Annotated in this window: 25 protein-coding genes; 15 read left to right on the forward strand and 10 right to left on the reverse strand. The window is 56.3% G+C overall.

The window, feature by feature from the left end; all coding sequences use genetic code 11:
* Positions 1-176: 176 nt before the first annotated feature.
* Entirely contained in the window at positions 177-1052 is an 876-nt protein-coding gene (locus V7Z75_RS12470) for a class I SAM-dependent methyltransferase (RefSeq protein ID WP_334108992.1), read from the reverse strand.
* 1255 nt (positions 1053-2307) lie between these two features.
* Here V7Z75_RS12470 and V7Z75_RS12475 point away from each other — a divergent pair.
* From V7Z75_RS12475 to V7Z75_RS12485, 3 genes are read left to right on the forward strand one after another with little or no spacing between them, the layout of a single operon-like run.
* A complete protein-coding gene (locus tag V7Z75_RS12475; RefSeq protein WP_334108993.1) occupies positions 2308-3237 on the forward strand; it encodes a hypothetical protein in 930 nt (309 codons plus the stop codon).
* On the forward strand, positions 3234-4607 hold the full coding sequence (gene dnaB, locus V7Z75_RS12480) for a replicative DNA helicase (RefSeq protein WP_334108994.1): 1374 nt from the start codon (positions 3234-3236) through the stop codon (positions 4605-4607). Before V7Z75_RS12475 ends, dnaB begins: the two co-directional genes overlap by 4 nt.
* Positions 4604-5428: a hypothetical protein gene (locus tag V7Z75_RS12485; RefSeq protein ID WP_048704490.1), complete on the forward strand. Its 825-nt coding sequence runs from the start codon at positions 4604-4606 to the stop codon at positions 5426-5428. Before dnaB ends, V7Z75_RS12485 begins: the two co-directional genes overlap by 4 nt.
* 14 nt (positions 5429-5442) lie before the next feature.
* Here the strand turns inward: V7Z75_RS12485 and V7Z75_RS12490 are convergent, their stop codons facing one another.
* A complete protein-coding gene (locus V7Z75_RS12490; RefSeq protein WP_041647841.1) occupies positions 5443-5676 on the reverse strand; it encodes a WGR domain-containing protein in 234 nt (77 codons plus the stop codon).
* A 98-nt stretch (positions 5677-5774) separates the two neighbouring features.
* On the opposite strand from V7Z75_RS12490, the gene V7Z75_RS12495 reads away from it, so the two are divergent.
* Positions 5775-6239, forward strand: coding sequence for an RDD family protein (locus V7Z75_RS12495; RefSeq protein ID WP_334108995.1), 465 nt, complete (start codon positions 5775-5777; stop codon positions 6237-6239).
* Between the two features lie 75 nt (positions 6240-6314).
* Here the strand turns inward: V7Z75_RS12495 and V7Z75_RS12500 are convergent, their stop codons facing one another.
* The 5 genes from V7Z75_RS12500 to V7Z75_RS12520 all read right to left on the reverse strand — a co-directional run bounded on the left by V7Z75_RS12500 (position 6315) and on the right by V7Z75_RS12520 (position 9028).
* Positions 6315-6683, reverse strand: a complete 369-nt coding sequence (locus tag V7Z75_RS12500) for a hypothetical protein (RefSeq protein ID WP_011254740.1) — start codon at positions 6681-6683, stop codon at positions 6315-6317.
* Positions 6684-6687: 4 nt separating this feature from the next.
* The gene (locus tag V7Z75_RS12505) at positions 6688-7092 is read right to left on the reverse strand and encodes a hypothetical protein (protein ID WP_011254741.1); all 405 of its coding nucleotides are present in this window, start codon (positions 7090-7092) and stop codon (positions 6688-6690) included.
* A 5-nt stretch (positions 7093-7097) separates the two neighbouring features.
* Positions 7098-8081 (reverse strand): ParB/RepB/Spo0J family partition protein, encoded by a 984-nt coding sequence (locus tag V7Z75_RS12510; protein ID WP_334108996.1) that lies wholly within the window; start codon positions 8079-8081, stop codon positions 7098-7100.
* Positions 8082-8204: 123 nt separating this feature from the next.
* Positions 8205-8438 carry a hypothetical protein gene (locus V7Z75_RS12515; RefSeq protein ID WP_334108997.1) on the reverse strand — a complete coding sequence of 78 codons (234 nt, stop codon included), beginning with the start codon at positions 8436-8438 and terminating at the stop codon, positions 8205-8207.
* Positions 8435-9028: a phospholipase D-like domain-containing protein gene (locus V7Z75_RS12520; protein ID WP_334108998.1), complete on the reverse strand. Its 594-nt coding sequence runs from the start codon at positions 9026-9028 to the stop codon at positions 8435-8437. The genes V7Z75_RS12515 and V7Z75_RS12520 overlap by 4 nt, the downstream gene beginning before the upstream one ends.
* 133 nt (positions 9029-9161) lie before the next feature.
* On the opposite strand from V7Z75_RS12520, the gene V7Z75_RS12525 reads away from it, so the two are divergent.
* Genes V7Z75_RS12525 through V7Z75_RS12535 form a run of 3 tightly spaced genes read left to right on the forward strand, consistent with a single transcriptional unit; the run spans position 9162 to position 10482 of the window.
* Positions 9162-9644 (forward strand): antitoxin Xre-like helix-turn-helix domain-containing protein, encoded by a 483-nt coding sequence (locus V7Z75_RS12525; RefSeq protein ID WP_048704501.1) that lies wholly within the window; start codon positions 9162-9164, stop codon positions 9642-9644.
* On the forward strand, positions 9641-10069 hold the full coding sequence (locus tag V7Z75_RS12530) for an RES family NAD+ phosphorylase (protein WP_334108999.1): 429 nt from the start codon (positions 9641-9643) through the stop codon (positions 10067-10069). The genes V7Z75_RS12525 and V7Z75_RS12530 overlap by 4 nt, the downstream gene beginning before the upstream one ends.
* Complete coding sequence (locus tag V7Z75_RS12535) at positions 10066-10482, forward strand: NfeD family protein (RefSeq protein WP_334109000.1); 417 nt, start codon at positions 10066-10068, stop codon at positions 10480-10482. Before V7Z75_RS12530 ends, V7Z75_RS12535 begins: the two co-directional genes overlap by 4 nt.
* On the opposite strand, the gene V7Z75_RS12540 is transcribed toward V7Z75_RS12535, so the two are convergent.
* Both V7Z75_RS12540 and V7Z75_RS12545 read right to left on the reverse strand, forming a co-directional pair.
* Entirely contained in the window at positions 10416-11132 is a 717-nt protein-coding gene (locus tag V7Z75_RS12540; protein ID WP_334109001.1) for a hypothetical protein, read from the reverse strand. The genes V7Z75_RS12535 and V7Z75_RS12540 overlap by 67 nt on opposite strands.
* Before the next feature lie 80 nt (positions 11133-11212).
* Complete coding sequence (locus V7Z75_RS12545) at positions 11213-11938, reverse strand: Sak single strand annealing protein (RefSeq protein WP_334109002.1); 726 nt, start codon at positions 11936-11938, stop codon at positions 11213-11215.
* A gap of 181 nt (positions 11939-12119) precedes the next feature.
* Between V7Z75_RS12545 and rdgC the strand changes: the two genes are divergently transcribed.
* From rdgC to V7Z75_RS12560, 3 genes are read left to right on the forward strand one after another with little or no spacing between them, the layout of a single operon-like run.
* Positions 12120-13064 (forward strand): recombination-associated protein RdgC, encoded by a 945-nt coding sequence (rdgC, locus tag V7Z75_RS12550; protein WP_334109003.1) that lies wholly within the window; start codon positions 12120-12122, stop codon positions 13062-13064.
* Positions 13064-13549 (forward strand): Lcl C-terminal domain-containing protein, encoded by a 486-nt coding sequence (locus V7Z75_RS12555; protein ID WP_334109004.1) that lies wholly within the window; start codon positions 13064-13066, stop codon positions 13547-13549. The genes rdgC and V7Z75_RS12555 overlap by 1 nt, the downstream gene beginning before the upstream one ends.
* Complete coding sequence (locus V7Z75_RS12560; protein WP_334109005.1) at positions 13546-14133, forward strand: hypothetical protein; 588 nt, start codon at positions 13546-13548, stop codon at positions 14131-14133. Before V7Z75_RS12555 ends, V7Z75_RS12560 begins: the two co-directional genes overlap by 4 nt.
* A gap of 190 nt (positions 14134-14323) precedes the next feature.
* On the opposite strand, the gene V7Z75_RS12565 is transcribed toward V7Z75_RS12560, so the two are convergent.
* Complete coding sequence (locus V7Z75_RS12565) at positions 14324-14698, reverse strand: hypothetical protein (protein WP_334109006.1); 375 nt, start codon at positions 14696-14698, stop codon at positions 14324-14326.
* Between the two features lie 247 nt (positions 14699-14945).
* Between V7Z75_RS12565 and V7Z75_RS12570 the strand changes: the two genes are divergently transcribed.
* The 5 genes from V7Z75_RS12570 (at position 14946) to V7Z75_RS12590 (ending at position 16995) form a co-directional block, all read left to right on the forward strand.
* The gene (locus tag V7Z75_RS12570; RefSeq protein ID WP_334109007.1) at positions 14946-15413 is read left to right on the forward strand and encodes a hypothetical protein; all 468 of its coding nucleotides are present in this window, start codon (positions 14946-14948) and stop codon (positions 15411-15413) included.
* Positions 15414-15430: 17 nt separating this feature from the next.
* Positions 15431-15679, forward strand: coding sequence for a hypothetical protein (locus tag V7Z75_RS12575; RefSeq protein ID WP_334109008.1), 249 nt, complete (start codon positions 15431-15433; stop codon positions 15677-15679).
* A gap of 9 nt (positions 15680-15688) precedes the next feature.
* Positions 15689-15979, forward strand: coding sequence for a hypothetical protein (locus V7Z75_RS12580; protein WP_334109009.1), 291 nt, complete (start codon positions 15689-15691; stop codon positions 15977-15979).
* A gap of 90 nt (positions 15980-16069) precedes the next feature.
* Entirely contained in the window at positions 16070-16456 is a 387-nt protein-coding gene (locus tag V7Z75_RS12585; protein WP_334109010.1) for a hypothetical protein, read from the forward strand.
* Positions 16453-16995: a hypothetical protein gene (locus tag V7Z75_RS12590; RefSeq protein ID WP_334109011.1), complete on the forward strand. Its 543-nt coding sequence runs from the start codon at positions 16453-16455 to the stop codon at positions 16993-16995. The genes V7Z75_RS12585 and V7Z75_RS12590 overlap by 4 nt, the downstream gene beginning before the upstream one ends.
* The last annotated feature ends 181 nt before the right edge of the window (positions 16996-17176 follow it).

Here is a 17176-nt window from a genome sequence, read left to right on the forward strand (position 1 = left end):
ATCGGGTTCTGTGGGTCACGCAGCAGGAGGACGCAGCAATGCGCACACCTGCTTTGTCGGCTTTTCAGCCTTCTTCTGGAGGTTCCAGGAATGTTTCGGCATCAGCAGTGCGGGCATGCTCATCTCCTTGAGTTAGGTCTGCAAGGAAGGTATGCGGCAAGTTCGATATGAAAAGCTCAGCACGAGACAACGGCCATCAACGAGGTGGGCACCCCTTGCACCTTGTCGCCGACCGCGCGGAACCGAACCTCCAGGGCGTGACCACGGGTTGCGGTCCGGACGAACTCGACGAACTCTGCACGAGTCGGCTCCCACTTGTGATCCTGATGCCGAAACCCTTTTTCAATCCGGTAGTGCGGATTGAACTCCCGGTTTGGGGCGGTGATCACGAAGAGCCTTGGGCGCTGCCGACTGACCGCCTGAACCAGCTCGATCGCCTTCGAGTAAGGGATGTGCTCAACGACCTCGGTGAGCAAGACGTCGGCGTGCTCCGGTAGAAGCTGCTTTCCGAACGCGCCTTCGAGGCTCACGTGCTCAATCCCGTCGGCCGCCATCGCTTGCGCCGCCCGCTCACGTTCCATCCCCTGGGCTTCGAAGCCAATGACGTGCTTGTAGCGCGAGGCGAGGCGCAGAAGGTAGAAACCTTTCCCGCATCCGACGTCGACCAGGGCGCTGCCTTCGCCTGTGAAGTAAGTCTCGATTGCCCAAAAGCGCTGATCCTGAGTGCCTCCGTAGCAGAGCTCGATACCAAGCCCCTGAACTCGCTTCGACCACTTCGCGAAGTATTCTGGGACTACGAGAATGTCGCGGGAAACAATGTACCGAATGAAATACGGTGCTTCGGCTTCGTCCAGCAGATCGCACAGCATCTCCATCTCAGCATCGAATGCATCCTCAGTTGAGGCCCACCCGTATCGAAGGTGGCTCATGTGATCGATGTGAGCGCAAAGGCGTGCTATCGGATGCTGCTCGCCAGCGGCGGTTGGATCGAACGCAGGGAAGAAGCGGAGCAACGCGTCACGTAACGGCAGCGGCTTATCGGGGTTACGCATCCGACAAGGCCTTGAAGCGAACGCTGTAGAAGAGGGGGTGCCGGGTACCGTCGTCCTGCCCGGCGCAAGAGCAGTCAACCAAGGAGCGCATCGACGGCTGATGCAGTGTGTCTGTGTCGGGTGTCATCACCCCGCCCGACGCGGGAGCAGCAACCATCAAGGAGGGCGCCGATGACTGACGCCAAGAATTCGTGCCGGGAGTCGTCGCCCCGCCCGGCTCGGGGGCAGTTACCAACAAGGAGAGCATCGACGACTGATGCCGTGTGTAAGTGCTGGGGCGCCGCCACCTTGCCCAGCGCAAGGGCAGTACTACAAGGAGAACATCGGCGACTGATGTCGTGGAAATCGTATACCAGATGTCAGCACCCGATCTGGTCCGGGGCAGTTCCTTTTTCAAGGAGATGGCAGCGCTGACTGCTGCGGTATCTGTTGGAGATCTGGGAGCCTTCTCCTGGAGGCAGAGGAACAAGTAGGGCAACTCGTTCGACTTGGGTTGCAGATTACCAGACCTGAAGAAGTCGTCAAATCTCAAAACGCATACTCCTTAGTATGGGTTAGAGGAACGACTCGGCGGAGCACGGCGTCCCCAATAGGTTCGATGCTCAGGCTCGCTGCACTGTTCTTGCTTCCTGGGCCGCTGAACGGAACCCCTCTTGGCAGGGCAGGGAGGAGGGGTTATCCCTGCAAAAACCAGATCACGCTCTCACCGCTTACACCACGGACGATCGTTCCTTCCCGCTCAAGCTCAAAGAGGGCAGACCTCAGTGCTTTAGTTGGCTTCGCCAGTCGGAAGAGCCTCAGAAGTTTGCGCACGGGCATCGGGGATGGCGCATTCCGAAGGGCCACGAGCACTTCGTGGCGATAGTTCTTTGTATCAGTCAAGCACTCTCCGTCAGTGTTATCAATGTTCGCCTAGCTGCGTTATGAATAATTCGCTTAGAATCGCAACAGTTCCAAACAGTTTATATGCGATGGCTAGCCCAAGCCACCCCAAGCAAAGGAGCGATGACGACGACCGCGCCCGGATAGAGGCAGAGCTAGTCGAGCGGTACGGGATGATTCTTAAGACCAGTGAAGTCGCGGATGAGCTCAGACTTTCTTCGGCCTCTGTAAGAAGGATTTCGCGGGAGGAACTCCCAAGGGGGAGCGGGCGCGGCCCTCGTGCCCGTTGCCTCGCCTCGGATGTTGCCGCGTACATCAGCGCTTGGGTTAAGAAATCCTAGAGCGGAAAGTCTGTCACTCTTCAATCAAGAACATGATCTATCAATACGACACCGAAACTGTTCTCAATGAAACCGCGGGCTTGAGTTTGCTTGAGCAAGGTGTTTACCGCGTCATGATGGACAATTACATTGAGAGTAATGGTTTCGTACTTCCAGCTAAACACGGCGGCTTGACAGAAGGCGCAAACCTTCACCACTTGGCGCGCATCATCGGCGCCCAAAGTGAGCCGGAGCTGCTTGCGACAGGCAAGATCGCGATGAGCTTTTTCGTGCGAGAAGATGACGAACTCCATCACCCACGTCTCAAAAGCTTGATCAGCAAGCCCAAAGCCAAGCGCTCAGAACAGATCGAACAGGACTCCTTTTTTGCCAATTCCTCTCAGGATCATCTTCTATCGATCCCCTTCGGATCTTCAGACCATATCTTCTGGTGGGCTCCATCCGAGGAAGAAATCCAGTCATTTGCGAGTGAGTTCCGGTTATGCAACATCAAGGCCGAGATCGAGCAGGCGCGACAGGTCGCCATGCAGCCTACGGTTCGACCCCGGACCGACCCTCGGACTTTTCTGAGGAATCGTATTCGTGTTTCGAACAAACTTATCGAGGAGAAACTCTCCAACTCTGGTGTCACTATCCTCTCGCGCGAATCTCCCCGCTTTGTTGAGTTCATCACAGCCTACCCACGTCAAGCCGACATTCAAGCAGCATGGTCCGTCTGGGGTCTGATCGGTTTTGATGATGATGAAGCTCTGTTCAAGCAACTGACAGTCGGTCTCAAGAAATGGAAACTAAGCAATGAATGGGCAAGAAAGGAGGCCGGAACGATTCCGACTGCGGCTCAGTTTCTAAACGCGAGACAGTGGGAGACCGATCCGCGACTTGGGCGGGATGCAGCAACCAAGGTTGCTATCACAACTCTGTCGTTCAACGGGACAGATGAGTCGCCAAAGGGTGCGCTGTGAGCCGTAAAGACAACCCTCCGCCTGTTCAGCCTGGAGTATTACCCCCACACTCGATTCCTGCCGAACAAGGACTGATCGGGGGGCTGTTGCTCGATAACCAGTTCTTTGACAGGGTGATTGACGTCGTAAAAGTACAGCACTTCTACGACCAGGCTCACCGACTGATCTATCAGGCCATGTTCGACCTCTATGCGCAAAACAAGGCGGTTGACCTCATTACGGTTGCCGATTCTCTTGCCGCCAAAGGTACGCTTGAACAAGCAGGGGGCTTTGCCTACCTAGCGGAGGTCGCCAACGGTGCAATCTCAACGGCAGCCATTTCTTCGTACGCGAAAATCATACGAAGCAAGGCGGTGTTGCGGCACTTGGGCGCAGCCTGTAACCGAATTCTGCAGACTATTCACGACCCCGGAACCAAGAAAGCAGAAGAGATTCTTGATGAGGCCGAAGCACTGATGCTTCGCGTTACAGGGAAGATAATTGGCCAGGAGGATGGGCCGGTTCCTGCGAGAGACTTCGTAGGCGCTGTTTTCCGCGATGCAACGGCCGTCCCGTCGCCGAATGGACTTCAAGGGCTTTCTACCGGTTTATCTGGACTTGACCAAATCACCCTTGGTCTTTGTCCTGCCGACTTTATTGTGATTGGTGCGCGGCCGTCCCACGGCAAGACAACACTTGCACTGAATATTGCAGAGGAGGTTGGTCTTAGACGTGGCCTTCCTGTCCTTATCTTTTCACCCGAAATGCCCAAGGAGCAGCTGAGCCTGCGCATGCTCTCATCTATGTCGGGCATCAAGCACTCCACTCTACGGACCCGGAATATTTCTGCGGTTGAGAAAGATGTGTTTGCGAGCTCACTTGCAAAGTTGTCTGCAGCGCCAATCTACATTGACGACTCAGCCCGCCTGGACGCCAACGCACTGCGCGCTCGAGCCCGACGAACGGCCAAAAAAGCTGGATCACTGGCCTTGGTGATCGTTGACTACATTCAGTTAATGGCCACCGCAGATGAAGTCGACAACGCGACGCGTAACCTTGAGGTTCAAGGGATATCTCGGTCGATCAAGGCGCTCGCGAAGGAGCTCAATGTCCCGGTTATTGCCGTATCCCAACTCAACCGAAGCGTCGACCGCAGATCCAATCAGCGACCAATCTTGTCGGATCTACGGGACTCCGGTTCGATTGAGCAAGACGCCGACGTAATCATCTTCCTTTATCGCGAAGGCGCAACGAAATCCGAAGAACAATCAGCCGAAAGCGAAGCCGAATTGATTGTTGCAAAGCAACGAAACGGCCCTATCGGCTCAGTCAAGGTTCTCTTCAAGCCTGAAACCCTCTCCTTCAGAAACACACCGAGGAAAGAAAATTGAAAAATAACCGAAAGATTCCATACCTCATTCCGTTGCTCTCAGTATCGGCGGGCTTTGCGCTGGGCGCAATCGCGCTCACCCTTTTCAGCAATACTGACGCACCCCAACCGACTACCGTTGTGCAAGATTGCCCAGAGCCAACGCTGATTCAGGCGAAACAGCCGTCGCCTCACATCGTTATCGCGTCTCGACTCATGGCCGCTGTCGATAAGTCTCTACCGCCTGTGTGGTTTGAGCAGGAACTGATTACCAACGGTGTTCGCCGACACTTCTTCTTCTTCAAGAAGGAAGAGCCCTATTCTCTAGTGGACGTTGGCGCTCAGGTCGGTTTGGTTAGTTTTCGCATGGGCGAAGACGAACGCTGGGTTCCGGAGGTGGTGAATCCCAACCTTTTCACGAACGGTACGCGTGGGGAAGTCACGCCTCAGACCTCTTTCCAGTTTGAAAGGGTTTCTGCAGACCAACTCCTCATGATCGTCCGTAATCGTATCGACAACTTCGAGGGGGCCGATCACTTCCTTGACCTCTTCATGGTTGCTGACGGGACCTTTTCGCCGGCTGGTCGTATCTTTGCTGGCGCGCACAACAAGGAAATGAAGTGCGATGGGCCGACAGCGAAGTTCGAAGCATTCAACCGGGCCTGCATGGATTTCAGCGGCACGTTGAGCATCGTCACCGTTCCGGGGCAACCTGTGGCGAATCTTGAGATGACATACGAAGGCCTCAAGGGCGACAAGTATTCCACCCTTGAAAAGGCCACCTATCGCTTCACGCGAGGACAGTATGTCCAGGACGTTGCGGAGGCAGCCGTAAGGCCCTGATAGACCAGTTCAGCTCAGTTCAATAGGCGATAGCCGTGCTGCTTACGAACTTTCGCGAGCACTTCCATCGCCTGCTGCGCTTCATCGACTGTCCCATAAGGATCACTAGCCATTCCGCCCATCCGATTTTTTTTCCCGCCCCAACAGCGCCTCAAGACAACCTGTCCGAAAAGGTCAGTATCCACCATGGCGCAGTAGTACCGGGTATCGGTTTCCCATTGGCGGATGCTTTCATTGAGCATCTTCATCCGAGAACCCCGCATTGTTCCGCTATTAGCGGCTCAATTCTAGTTCTTTCTTCTCGTTTGAAGTGAAGTTTCCTGATTGCCGTTTAGAGGAATTTATTGTGCAAAATTCAAATGACCTTCAGTACGCTGGCTTCTGGGTTCGATTCGGTGCTTTTTTGATCGACTCTTTGCTCTGGCTAATGATCTCGCTGCCGCTTCTCTACGCAGTTTACGGCGACCAGTACTTTGTCTCAGAGCAGTTGTCGCAGGGATTCTTCGACATTCTGATCTCCTGGATCGCTCCTGTGGCTGCGGTACTCTGGTTCTGGATTGCGAAGCAGGCTACGCCTGGAAAAATGGCATTGAGGCTGAGAATTGTTGATGCCTCATCTGGTGAGGCAGCGACACCAGGTCAGTACGTGGGTAGGTATTTCGGGTACTTGCTTGCGTGCATTCCCCTTGGCCTGGGGCTAATCTGGTGCGCTTTTGATTCCCGCAAACAGGGCTGGCACGACAAGTTGGCAAAGACAGTAGTCGTGCGCAGAAACACACCGACAGAGGTCGTTTTCGAAAAAGCTGCCTGATTTAGTCCAATGCTTGATGCCAAATCGCCCGTCTATAGGCTAGACGGGCGATTCTTCTTCTGAGCGTGGCGACAGTTAGATGTTGTGCCGAGGAGCGAAATATCGCTTTGCCCGATCCCAGAAGCTGGGCGGATCGGCATCGAACTCTTTCCAGGCCTTACCGTTAAAAAACATCGCCCGGCCGTCGTCGTAGAACCGCAGGGTCTGCATGCCAAAGGTGTCGCAATGCTCACAGTAGCACCCGGCGTCGACAACCGCGACATGCACCGTCGGCCGCTGCACCCGACCTCGGACAAGGACGTCCGGGACGGTGCGATCGCACTCTGGGCAGCGCATGACGATGCCGTCGATCTTCTCGCTGTTGTCGAAGACGACAGGCAGTGATGAGGAAAGCGTAGGGCCTTTCATCAGCTCTACCTGGTCATGATTTAGACCGTATCCCATTTTTCTATCCTTTGCTGCTTAGGCGCGTCCAGCCTAGCAAACTTGCGTGACCCGAGATCCACCGAAGATCAACAAGGTCGTACGTACTTGGCACCTCACGGTCTCGATAGGATACGGCGCAATAGTGCTCGATAAAAACAAGCTGCGTCTCCTGTCCGCCCAAAAGCTTGAACAGGTGATCTGCCAAGTCGGGCCAGCTGTTTGTGATGCTCCGTCCCTGGTTGCAAGCAAGCTCAGTGCAGACCAGGATTCGACGCTTGTCTGATATCTCGAAGATGTCCAGCGCGAGCGTGGTGGGTGGCTGGAAAGGCACTTCCACTTCGATGATCTCCCGAGGCCATGCGCCAAGCACATAGGCACCGGTGAGCAACTGACCCGGGAGTTCTACCGTGAAGGTTTCGATGTCCATCAGAATCAGTCCGCGAACAGATCTTCCGCATCATTAGGGATGCCTGAAGCGGCTTCATCGTTTTGCCTTGGCTCGGAAGCGCCCTCTGCCTCTTCCTCGGCATCAGCTTCATTCTTTCGCGCCTGCTCGAAAGCCTCAAGAACTTTTTCGACCTGAGCCTTAACCTCGTCCCCGAGGGCCGCATACCCTGGATCGCGACGCAGATCCTCGATCGCCTTTGCCATTACAGGGGCATTTTTCGTAATAGCCTTCTTAAAGGCGCGGCCGGGGGCGAACTTGTTTGTCACGCGTCGTTGGCCACGAGCGTTCGCAAGTTTCTCAGCCCGCAGCAAGAAGGCGAGGGCCTTGTCCCCATGATCACGCATAGCATCAATCGCCATGCGCGCCGCGATCCGCTCTTCCATGACCATCTTCCTGATCTCGAGAGGCGCAGAGGCAAGCTGAAGAAGGCCTGCGACGTAACGCTGGGTAATGCCAAGCTTCGCGGCTATCTCCTGCGTTTCCCATCCGAACTTGACCAGCCTTCGAACAACCATGCTGATCTCATAGGGCGTGAGTTCCTTGCCACTATTCGAACTGACCAAGGAGACGGTGAGGTCTTCCATGGTGGTTCCCGGGGGGCTCACCACCACAGGCAAACGTGAGATCTCTGCCCCGCGAGAGATTGCTATGCGGACCGCCTCGAGACGGCAATGCCCATCAACGACACTGATGACGTTGACGCCATCCTCTTGAGAGACATAACCGGCCAGCGGCTTGTCTGGCTTGAAGCCTTCGCGGAGGATCGATTCTGCCAAATCCTCAATATGTTGGTCATACGAGGTGTTCTTGACTCGGACGTTAAAGCCGGGGATCACCCGTATCGCTTCGATAGGTACTTGCCAGAGATCCCGCGACTTCGCGTCAACCGCGCTCATGGCTGTCTTGACGGAGCCAGGGGTCAGCTGGACCTCGAAGTCGGATTCCAACGAGTCAAAGTTCTCGATCATGAATTTCTCCCATTTCGATCATCGTTGCGGCGAAAGCTCGCCTGCGATGCGTCGAACTCTACACGTTTATATAAACGGATCAACCCTCGGAAATAATTCTTTGGGATTTGTTTTGAAGGGAGGTTAGTGGACGATGCGGCCACTGGAGCCGCTCGCGCCCTGACTCTTCATGAGCGCAGCGATAAGCTGATGTGCATCTTGGCTGAGTCGCTCTTCGTTTGGGTAGAAGCGCTTGATCTGCGAGATGATGCGCTCACGGCAACGCGCCTCTTCTGAGGACGTGCGCTCCCCATTTTGGGTCTCAAACCACTTCATGAACGCCTCAGCGACCATTTCATAAGAGAAGGCTGGGGTCATCCTGGGGCTCCTTGTTTCTGCCGCACCGACGCGGGGTCTTCTGCCTCAGCAGCGAGTGCATCCCAAGCAGACATGAACTTGAATGCTGCATCGGGGTGATTCTTGACGATCATGATCGTCTCATAATTCCGACGAAACGAGGTGCTTGCATAATCGACACTTCCTGCGAGGGAATTAGATTCATCTGTGACAATGAAATTCGAGTTCAGTGTTTGTCGTGTCGATGCATAGGCGGCGAAAACCCCTGCGTTTTTTAGAAACGCAATAACAAAGGACTTCTGGTCTTTATTTGCACCAGAGAAGAGGACGCGAACATCGACCCCACGACTTTTGGCCAACAAGAGTTCGTCGGCGAGATCTCTGTTGACCAAAGAGGTCGTCAGTATCCGAATGCTCTTGTTAGCTTTACGCACGAGGTCGAAGACTTCGGCTTCTGCTTCTCCCGGCGAGAACGCGACACGTATCGAGGGTGCAAACGGGCTGACTGCGGCCGGGCGAACAATGCCATCTCCGATCTCTGTTTCATTGGCGATGGCCACTTGTGTCGTGGCTAAGAAGCCTGTCGCAAGAAGTGAGAGCAGTCTTTTCATCGAGGGGCAGACCTACGTGCAGTTAAGTATGGTGACCACATTCCCTGTTTTCTTATAATTCCTGTCAGGATTGCTTTGTATCCTACCACGTCGGGCTGTAACATCCCAAGACTGGCAGTTTTCGGCAATCGCTATGAATGACATAGTCAAGGTTTATCAAGAAGATGCGGTGACGCAAGACGCTGCTGGAGGGGTGCGTGGCACGGGCGCGTGGACTGCGTTCAGAAAGGCAGTCCTGACGGCGAACCGCCGAACCCGGATCGAGTTGATTCGCAAGAGCCTCCCGGCCAGCGCAATCGGGGAGGTGTCCCGGGAGTTTCGCTGTACATACGATGACATCTGCGCAATGGCGATGATCTCGTCAGCCAGCGTGCGTAGACTAAGCGCTGAAGCAGCGATGCTCAGCCCCTCTGTGACTGAACGACTGGCCAGGCTCGTAAGAATCGACCACCTTGCGACGCAAGCATTGGGATCAAGCGATGCAGCACGAGCTTGGCTCAAGGTTTCTCAAGGGTGGCTTGGCGGACATACACCACTTTCCATGCTTGCTACAGAAGACGGCGGGGCGCTCATCGAAGAGGTGCTGGCGGCATTGCTATATGGCGATCCAGTGTGAGCACAAATCGCTGCTTTCTTCTCTCGCCGCACAAGCGCCTGTCCGCAGCCAGTTTCCAGCAAGCCAGGCGCCACCACGGTCGCTGGCACCGAACGGGGCAACAGGCTTGCTATGGATTCGAGCATCCGGCTCTGGCCATGCTTGAGCGCGAGGTGATCACCAACGGCCGTTGTCTCATGCCTCTGTACTTGCACGAGGCACGCCTTCCCGACACTCAATCCGCCCCGCTGGACTTGAGGCAGGTTCGGGCAGGGCAGGAGCAAGCAGTTGGTGGTCGATTCTTCGACAATCCACCTCAACTTCTTGCCGTGTCTTCGTCCTCGGTTTGTGCTGAGGGTACGATCTACCTTATCTCCCCCAAACACCCCGACTTTGAGCAGATCAAGTGGTCTTGCTTGCGCGCCGTTAACCGTATTTCCCCATGACATTCTTCGCCAACCTGCCTGCAGACTACTGGTGGATGCTTGCTGCTGGTGGACTTGCACTCATTGATCAGTTCATACCTCGCAAGGGGTTGCGCTGGGTTGCTGTTGCGGCCGCGCTCACCTCTGGACTGGTTCTCGTCGGACTGGTGATCAGCATCGAAATTCAGGCTCTGATCTTCGTGATATTTACGGTTGCTTTTGGCGCTTGTCGGTACCTGAAGCAGGTATTTTCAGGGAAGCCTCAAGTTCAAAGCTACGCCAACATTCTTGCTGTGAATGATGATGGTTCGCTCACTGCTGAGTTCGAAAAGGAACCCTGGCCTGCTGTCGTCCTCGAGGGCGAGGTTCAGCCTGGCGATCGAGTGGGCGTTACCGCAGTGAGTAACGGTGTGCTCTGGTGCACCAAGGCGTGAGATTGCGGGCCGATACCACGCGGTCCATCCGTTTCCGCAAGCCAATGCTCTCTGGTGTAGCGGTACCCCGGAAACTCAGTCTGGAGTGTGGTCTGCCCCAAGAGTAGCCGGCGGGCAAGTTGCGCAACGACTGCCAGTTCCGTTTCATTTCGCACCTCGAGCGGAACGATGAGTTCGACGCCTGTTGCCCAGCTCAGACGCTCGCGACTCCAGGATGTCCCGACTTCGAACTCGATCCCCTCGACGGTCATGCGCTGCTCGATCTCCCTGCACGAGTTGTAGTAGCGCTGCTGGGCCTCCGATGGCTTCCTGCTCGTGTAGCTCACGAGCTTCTTCCGCGAACGGCCCGCGCGCTTGTAGTTCTTCGTCCCGCCTTCGAAGAGCCAGTCGTCACTCGGGTCGTCTCCTGCAAGCGTTCGGGCACGTCGCCCAATCTCTTCCGAATAGAGGTGGCGAGGGTGTTGCCACCAGACGATGACGCGGCGCCTGTTGAGGATGAAGCCGACATCGTCCCACCAGGAGAGATCGGCGTTGGTTTTCTCCGTGTAGTCGTGCGGGATGTAAAGGCCGCCGCTGGCAAGTTGCCATGGATGGTTTCGGTGGTACTGCTTTTGCGCGCGTCCCAGCTTCTCAAACTTCTGGCTCTTCAACGTTCGCCTCCGTCAACGTAAAAACCCGCCACTGAAAGATTATCAGTGACGGGTTGATTGAAGTCTGCGGTGAGCGCCGATCAGATCGGCAAGCCGCTCGGTGCTGCACTCGTTGCTGCTGTTGCAGCCGCAGGCGAGGCGAGTTCCTTCTCCCGCGCTGCGAGTGCTTCCTGGTATCGCTCGAGCTCAGCCCCCTGGAACAGCATGGGAGCCATACGCTTCGCATTCGGCATCTCGGCCGCTTGCAACTTCCCAACCCGGGCGATTGCTGCAGCAAAGGTTGAGGATGTACCGTTACCACCTGCCTTCGACTGTGAAGAGGCCACGGGGACTTTCACTGTTTCCTTGATCTCTCCCGTCTCAGGATCAACCTCGGAAGCATGTGTCGGCATCCCGAAGGGCATGTCTTCGCCTGCGTAGATGTGAAGCCCAAGCCCAAAGAGCGCGAGGTTCTTCACTAAACACCGCATCAACGTGTTGTTGATGTCGAGGATGTCCGGGACCTGCTTTGCCTTGTTCCGGTGATCCATCACCGGCAAGTAGCACTCTTGGGTCATATTGGCGATGGTGACCCGAGTCCAGACCATGAACCCGATATCGGTTCGCTGGTATGGCAGCCCGCCCTCGGTTCTGATGCCGTTCGCGTCAAACGTCACCACGGTGAACGCGGCGTCTGGCTCCGCCTTCTTCACCAGTCCCCAGGCGTTTGCCCAGGACAGGTACGTCAGGTTCCCCTTCTTCTCTTCGAAGGGGAATGTCTGGATCTGCGACAGGTTGTCGAAGATCGCCTTTCTCACTTCATCCATTCTGAATCTCCTTTTGATCCTGCGACGCAAGGTTGCTGATACTGCAAGCAGGAGATGCATGCATCCGTAGGTGAAATCGCACCGCGAATACTGTACATATAACCAGCATCTTAGCGGGATGCGGAGAACGATTCCAATAACTCCGATAGAATCGGTGTCAATTCTTTCAGCGGATGCTTTCATGTTGCTCCGAAGTGCCTTCGTGTTCTCCTGCGACTGCCCTTACTCCCCTGAGGAGCTCGAAGAGGTGCTGGCAAGCCGCAAGTTCAGTGGCATCGGCCAGTTGGATGTAGATCATCTCGGGTGGATCAACCCCAAGGAGATAGAAAGTGCCCCTCTGGTTCATGTCGTCGACTCGATCTATCTTGTCGCCCTCCAGAAGGAAAGCAAGATCGTCCCGGCCTCGACGGTCAAGAAGAAGCTTGCGGCCGCGATGGCCGAGGCCGAGAAGCGGGAAGGACGCCCCGCGACGCGGAAGGAGCGTAAAGCGCTCAAGGATCAGGTCTACGAGTCGCTGCTGCCTGGAGCGCCAACCCGCATCAAGCACACGTTTGGCGTTCTGGTTCCTAGCAGAAAGCAGTTACTCGTACTGACCTCGTCGGCAAAGTGCGTCGAAGATTTTCATGGAGCATTCACCGACAGCTTCATGAAGCGTGGCATGAGGCCTTCATTTCGTAAGCTAAGGACGGTCGAGCCGCCAAGCAGAAAGATGACCGAATGGCTCTTGAACAATGAGTGCGAGGGCGGATTCATGCTTGGCGAGCATTGCGAACTCACCCACGAAAAAAGCAAGGTTCGGTACACCGCACACGAGCTCGACAGGCCGGAAATTCGTGAGCACCTTCTTGAGGGGAAATCGCCCGTCAAGCTTGGCCTTCGACACGAATCAACGACGACATTCATCATTACGTGCAGCAGTGCAGACGACGATTTGGGGTTCTCGAAAATTCACTATGGCGACAACGACGGAAAGTCCGAAGGTGATGCCTCGGCTGACGAAATCTTTGACGCAGACCTCGTTTTCTCCGTCACGGAGTTCTTGGGGATCGCTAACGAGTTGTTCGAGGTCTTCGGCGGCATCGCGGCTGATGCTGATTCGCTCGCATCAGAGGTGGAGTCGCTGTGATGCACAACTTCAAGCCTGATCTTGTTCTGGTTTCCGAGCACGAAGGGGTCCGGGAGGGGTGGCGCCTGCCGACGATGGAAGAGTTGCTCAGCATTGTCGATGAGACACAGTCCTGCCCGACCATCGATCCAATAGCATTTCCTGATACGCCTAAAGGGACCTTTTGGACAGCCTCGCCGTGCGAAGACGATCCCAATCAGGCATGGGTGGTGGATTTCTCCATCGGAGAACCTGACACGGAGATGACCGAATGCCGTCATTTCGTCCGCCTGTGCAGGCGCACCGGGGTGATGGAGAAGTGGCCACCCGGCACGATCTACGATTCACGGACAAGCCTTCTTTGGCAGCGCTTCATCATTGCTGAAGAGTGGGATGAAAAGCGGGAGGAGGGCGTCGGACGGGCAGTCCGCATGAGTTGGGATGAAGCAGTGCGACGGTTTGGAGGCGCAGAAAAAGCGAAGAACAGAAGAAGGAGATTTGCTTGAGCCACGGCAAACACGCCTTTGAGCCCTGGCGCCACAATCTGCGTCGCCGAAATTTCTTCATTGGCGCCCTGGCCGCTGCGACCGCCAATGCGGCACTCCCGATTGTTGATCTTGGTCTCCAGGTGAATGTCATTTTGTGTGCGGCGTTGGCGTCATTGGCCGCACATCACCATCGACGTGCCTATGCGCGTCAGCACGGCCAAGCGGTGGAGGCGAAGTACGGCCAGCTGGCGAAAGACCGGCTGGAGTCAGACGGCTACAACGTCGTGCTGGGCCAACGCCTGCACAGCGGGGGCGACGTCGATCTCGTAGCAAGGAAGGACGGGATCGTGGCGGTGGTGGAGCTCAAGAGCTTCCGATACTGGGGCGCCCGGGGCCAGGACGGTAGGCGCGAGAAGAAGGCCGTGGAGCAGGTTATCCGGCAGCAGGAGGCGCTGTCCGCCAAGGCCGCCTTGATCTGGCTGCCGATGGCCACGCCGACGCTTTGGCAGCTCATTTGGGGATACAGCTTCGGGGGGCAGGGCGTAGGGGTCGTTCGGGGTGGCGCCCGCCATCTTTCTCGGGCCATCCGCAGGAAAACCTAAGGAGCCGAAACTTGATCCGTCCTCCGGTTGAGACTGAGCTTGCTGCCGCACTGAAGGCGTACAAGGCCGGCTAGTGCGACAACCTTGAGCATGCTCAGGCCACATGATTCCTAGCGTCGCTGAGGCATCTCATACGCACATCAACTGAGAGGCTACACCGATGCGATCAATGACCTATGCCGGAATCGGCTCACGCAACACCCCTGAGCCGGTCTTGGGGCTCATGCAGCGCTGCGCCACCCGCCTCGAGGCGCTGGGCTACACGCTGCGCAGTGGCGGCGCCAACGGAGCGGATTCTTCTTTCGAGGCCGGATGCACCCGCAAGGAAATCTACCTGCCCTGGCCTGGCTTCAATGGTAGGCAGTCTGAGTTCCAGGCCGTTTGCGACAAGGCGCTCACCCTGGCCGCGACGATCCACCCTCGATGGGATCGGCTTGGTCGCGCAGCTCGCAACCTGATGGGGCGCAACTGCTACCAGGTTCTCGGTCGAGGCCTTTCTAGCCCTGTCGACTTCGTTCTGTGCTGGACGCCCGATGGCGTCGAGGACGAGCAAAGTCGCACGCAAGCCACAGGTGGCACCGGGCAAGCAATCGCCCTTGCATCACGACACGGCATCCCCGTGTTCAACCTCGCAAGAGGGGACGCTTTGGTCCGTTTGCGCGGTTTCTTGGAAATTTCACCGCAATAAAGCGCCTTCATCACACAGACCCGGCTATGCCGGGTTCTTTTTTGGACTGATCCGTTTCTTTTCTCTTCGCCTGAACCGCATTGCTGAGTGCCGTCCAACCATATCCCAAGGAGGGAAGAAGTCGATGAGTACTCAATCAGTGATGTCAGGAATGTACCTGTCTGAGGACACCGAAGCAGCCCTTAGGGCAGCTCAAGGTGAACCGTGTAGAAGCTGTCAGCGTTTTGTCGTCACGCAGAGCGCGATCGTTGACGATGTTCTTCGATCGTGCAGCGCAGCAGGCAACAACGATGTGCTGGGCAGAGTGCTGTTGCGCCTGGCCGAATCGGGGCACTGCACCGAGGCCGAGCCTTTCGCATGTTTGTCTCGAAACGATCCCCGGACTCTAGGGGCTCTGATGCGAACCATGCCGTTCTTTGCCGAGGTGCCCATTGAGCCAGAGATTGCCGAGCTGGATCTTGAGTGCCACGTCGGTTTGGAGTGCGCCAAGCTGTTGGAGCGTGCATCCGATCTCATCGAGATCGCTGGCGATGTTCGTGAAGAGGTGACTGCGGCCACCGTGCGGCAGATGAACATCTTCTACTTTGGCTAACCCTGGAGGAAAACGTCATGCACCAGACCACAAGCAACACCACCGAGGTCTTCGAAAAATTCGTCCGGGCGCTTCCGCTTGAGAAAGTCACCTTGACCGAACCTGAAGGCCTTCACCTCTACGGCGTCAGGCACCGGGTTCCGGATCGCAAGGCGCTGCAAGCAGCCATTTTCAAAAGTGGCTGGATGGGCGATCTCAACCATGCCGAGTCGATCATCGAGGAGCGGATTCGCCACCTCAATGAGCAACACGGCCTCACACGGTAGGAGTCAAAAATGGTGAGCGTTAAAGATTTGCCTGCAATCGCCCAAGACGCGATCCGCGCGAACTTCGCAATCCGGAATGCGCGGGTTTTCGATACCCCATCCAGGCATCTTCGGCGACGGGCCACCCAGCGTCAGAAGATCCGGGAGTGGGTTGCCGTTTTGCGCATCGTTCGCAATCCATCCATGGCCGAATACGTGCAGCAGGAGCTCAAGGAAGCTGGGCCGCTGATGGCGCATGACCTGCGTAGTCGAGTCATCTACGCCGGCCTGGAAAGCAAGCTCGCCAGTCTCGGTCGCTAACCGCAGAAAAATCCAACCACCAACACCCCGCGGGTCTCACGTACCCGCAAGCGGATCGTGTGGCGCAAGGGGCTTCATCAAGGAGTCATTGTGAAACTGGGTAGCAACTTTGAGGAAATTTTCGAGGCCTTCCAGCGTGTCGACCGCGAAAACTGCGGTCATCGCATCACGGAAGCTTCGATCGTCGGGAGCAACCTGCGGTTTCGGTTGCAGGGCAGCGGCAAGCTTGGCGTCGTCGTCGGCGCAATCGGTCTTCGTGATGCTACGAAGGCCGAGCTGGTCGAGTTCGAGGAGTCGGTGGAGCTTGGTCAAGTCGAGATTTACACGACTCCACTCTATGTCTCTGGTCGATCGATGCCCCGGGCAGTGCTGCACCAGGCGACAGGGTATCCCTTGAATCCTGCAAGCGCAGCAGCACGTCGGCAACGCGAGCGGTGGGCACAAGCCGAAGCTCGTGCGGCAAGGAGAAGCACGTGAAGACCTACGATTATCGCTTCGATGTAAACGGGATCGAACTCACCTCCGCAGTCAGCCCGTGCGTGTGGATGTACCCAGACTATCCCCTGCAGATCAGTGTCCAGTTCAAAGGCGGGGGTGTGGCGTATCTCAAGAATCCGCAAAAGACGTGGAGCACCACGACCGAGCAGGACGTGATCGACTTGGCCTCAACCGTCAAGTTGCAGCCCTGTTCGCGTTGCAGCAAACCTGCATACGATCCGGCGACGGTTGAAACGAACCGTGGCGGCTTGTGCGAGTCTTGCTTCATATCTGACCTGGACGCCAAGTTCCAGAAACTTGTTAAGCAGGAAGAAGAAGCTGTTCGTCGGCGCGATCGGAGTATGCGCAAGAAGGGCTACACCCACCGAGTCTCCGGCTGGGTTCATCCTGCTATGGGCGAAGACATGAACATGGACTGGTATTTCGAGGGGCTTCCGTCCAAGGCGCAGATCGAAAAAGCACTCAGGGAGGCGGGCAGTCAAGTGTTGAACGACTACCAGGAACCGATCGAAATCTAGGCTCACCCCTCGCGGGTTGAAGCCTGAGCACAACCGGAGCCCGGCTCTCTCTTCAAAGAGAGGCCGGGTTTTTTTTCGTCTTCTGCCGTCGTGTTTGTCACTCAATGACGGACAACATGGATCGGTTGTTAACGGCGGTCGATTCCCGCACAAATCCGGCGTCCACCGCCGGCACGGCACA

It is taken from the genome of Methylobacillus sp., from assembly GCF_036844465.1.
Taxonomy (GTDB): Bacteria; Pseudomonadota; Gammaproteobacteria; order Burkholderiales; family Methylophilaceae; genus Methylobacillus.